Genomic DNA, 2,327 nt, shown 5'->3' with positions numbered 1-2,327 from the left:
ATTAACTCAGCTTTTTTTGGCCTCCCGCGTGAGGTTGGCAGTACCCGGCAGGCTATCGTGATGCTGGGTCAGAACAAAATTAAAACCTGGGCAAGTCTGTTATGCCTCTCCGGACTTGATGATAAACCCAATGAACTTCGCACCATTGCGATGATTAGAGGGCGGATGTGTGAATTACTAGCGAAACATTATAAAGGCCATGCTGACGTATTTTTCGCCGCGGGTTTGTTTTCCACTCTCGATGCTTTAATGGATAAACCGCTCGAAGTGCTGTTACAGGACCTGCCATTAAGCGAAGAACTGCATTCAGCGCTTTTACATAAAGAAGGGCCGGCAGGCAGTGCTTTGAATCTGGTACTGAATTATGAGCGCGGTAACTGGTCGGCAATTGATTATTCAGTAGTGAGTGCTGATGCATTATTAGCGGCTTATCTGGATGCACTTTACTGGGCTAAAGAGTTAAATCTCCAGTTAAACGATTAATGGCTATAAGCTGGTTAGGAACTCCCGAGGACAGCCCTTTTCCACCCGTTAATCAGGCGACATCCCATGGTTTGCTAGCGGCTGGCGGAGATTTATCCATCACCCGCCTTCTTAATGCTTATCGTCATGGTATTTTCCCCTGGTTTAACGCATACGATCCGATTTTATGGTGGAGTCCTGATCCGCGAATGGTGTTTCATACTGATAAAATGCATATCAGCAAAAGCTTAAAAAAAGCATTACGGCAAAAACCATTCGATATTACATTTGATCAGAATTTTAAGGAGGTCATGCAGGCCTGTGCTGCACCCAGATTATTAAAATTGCCTGTTGAGCAACATGAAACCTGGATCCATAATGAAATGATTTCAGCTTATATGGAACTGCACCAGGCAGGATATGCTCACAGTGTGGAATGCTGGCAGCAGGGACAGCTTGTTGGGGGAGTTTATGGTGTCGCGATTGGTAAGATGTTTTTTGGTGAATCCATGTTCAGCTTTAAAACCAATGCCTCAAAAATTGCTTTAGTAGCCTTGTCTCAGCAGCTAAAACAATGGGGTTATCCTTTGGTTGATTGCCAGGTGTATTCCGAACACCTATCGCGTCTTGGCGCCGTCACCCTGCCAAGAGAAATTTTTGTGCAACAAGTACAAAAACTTTGCGCACTGCCAGGCCAGACTGGCTATTGGCAAACCACGACACCTCCTTTTTCCTATGAGCCTTGATTTTTATCAGGATCGTCCCCATGCCTGCTCATATCTTGAAGACAGACAGGCGAGAAACATTTATCCCGATCCAATGCGGCCGCTGACTAATGCCTTATACGGTCAATTGATTCAGCATGGATTCCGCCGTAGTGGAGAACATGTTTATCGTCCATTTTGTCAGGCATGTAATGCCTGTGTTCCGGTAAGAATATCGGTTAACCATTTCCGTCCTAACCGCAGCCAACGACGCTGCCTGAAAAAAAATGATGACGTCACTCTAAGCATCCGTCCAGCTGTTTTTGATGATGAACACTATGATCTTTATCAACGCTACCTGGCGCATCGCCATGCCGGTGGAGGAATGGATAATCCAAGCAAAGAAACCTACCTGCAATTTCTCACCAGCAGCTGGAGTGATACGGCATTTATAGAATTCAGAACGGCGGACAAACTGCTGGCTGTTGCGATTACCGATTTTGTAAACGACGCTGCTTCAGCGTTCTACACGTTTTTTGACCCGGAATATTCGGACAGAAGTTTGGGTACCTTTGCTATTCTCAAACAGATTGAATTAGCGCAACAACAGAATTTATCCTGGTTGTATTTAGGCTACTGGATTGGTGATAGCCCTAAAATGCGATACAAGAGTCATTTCTCTGCATTACAGCAATTTGATGGCCAATGGCGCGACTTTGATAAAAAAGCTTTGAATAATCAGTAATATTACGGCAAAATGGATCTTTTAATAGTTAGGCAAAATCAGACCTGTATGGCAAAAGAAGATCATATTGAATTCGAAGGCACTGTCATTGACACCATGCCCAATACCACTTTCCGGGTTGAACTGGAAAATGGTCATGTTGTAACAGCACATATTTCGGGAAAAATGCGTAAAAACTACATCCGCATTCTGACCGGTGATAAAGTGACTGTGCAGCTGACCCCGTACGATTTAAGCAAAGGCCGCATCGTTTATCGCGCTCGCTAACCGCTAAAAGTAACAACTGCTGTCACTAGTTGTTGTTAAATTCCGTTTTTAATGCTGTCGCCAGGCAGCTGCAATTGCCAAACCTAACATCCCCACAAAGGTCAGCAACGTCCAGGCAGGTATACTGAGGGTCAGAAATGTCCAGGATA

General features: G+C 44.7%; 4 protein-coding genes. All 4 read left to right on the top strand.

Going from position 1 to position 2,327, the window contains the following annotated elements; genetic code table 11:
* On the top strand, positions 1–483 hold a 483-nt coding region (locus B3M51_RS00955), incomplete at its 5' end, for an EAL and HDOD domain-containing protein (protein ID WP_292756221.1).
* Positions 483–1,208, top strand: coding sequence for a leucyl/phenylalanyl-tRNA--protein transferase (gene aat / locus B3M51_RS00950; RefSeq protein WP_292756219.1), 726 nt, complete (start codon positions 483–485; stop codon positions 1,206–1,208). The genes B3M51_RS00955 and aat, both read left to right, overlap by 1 nt.
* The gene (locus B3M51_RS00945; RefSeq protein ID WP_292756217.1) at positions 1,198–1,911 is read left to right on the top strand and encodes an arginyltransferase; all 714 of its coding nucleotides are present in this window, start codon (positions 1,198–1,200) and stop codon (positions 1,909–1,911) included. The genes aat and B3M51_RS00945 overlap by 11 nt, the downstream gene beginning before the upstream one ends.
* Positions 1,912–1,959: 48 nt before the next feature.
* Entirely contained in the window at positions 1,960–2,178 is a 219-nt protein-coding gene (gene infA / locus B3M51_RS00940) for a translation initiation factor IF-1 (protein ID WP_009726411.1), read from the top strand.
* Positions 2,179–2,327 lie beyond the last annotated feature (149 nt).

Source organism: Methylophaga sp. UBA2689 (assembly GCA_002354555.1).
GTDB lineage: Bacteria > Pseudomonadota > Gammaproteobacteria > Nitrosococcales > Methylophagaceae > Methylophaga.
The sequence above is the reverse complement of the archived record's forward strand: the minus strand, read 5'-3'. Positions and strand labels throughout refer to the sequence as shown.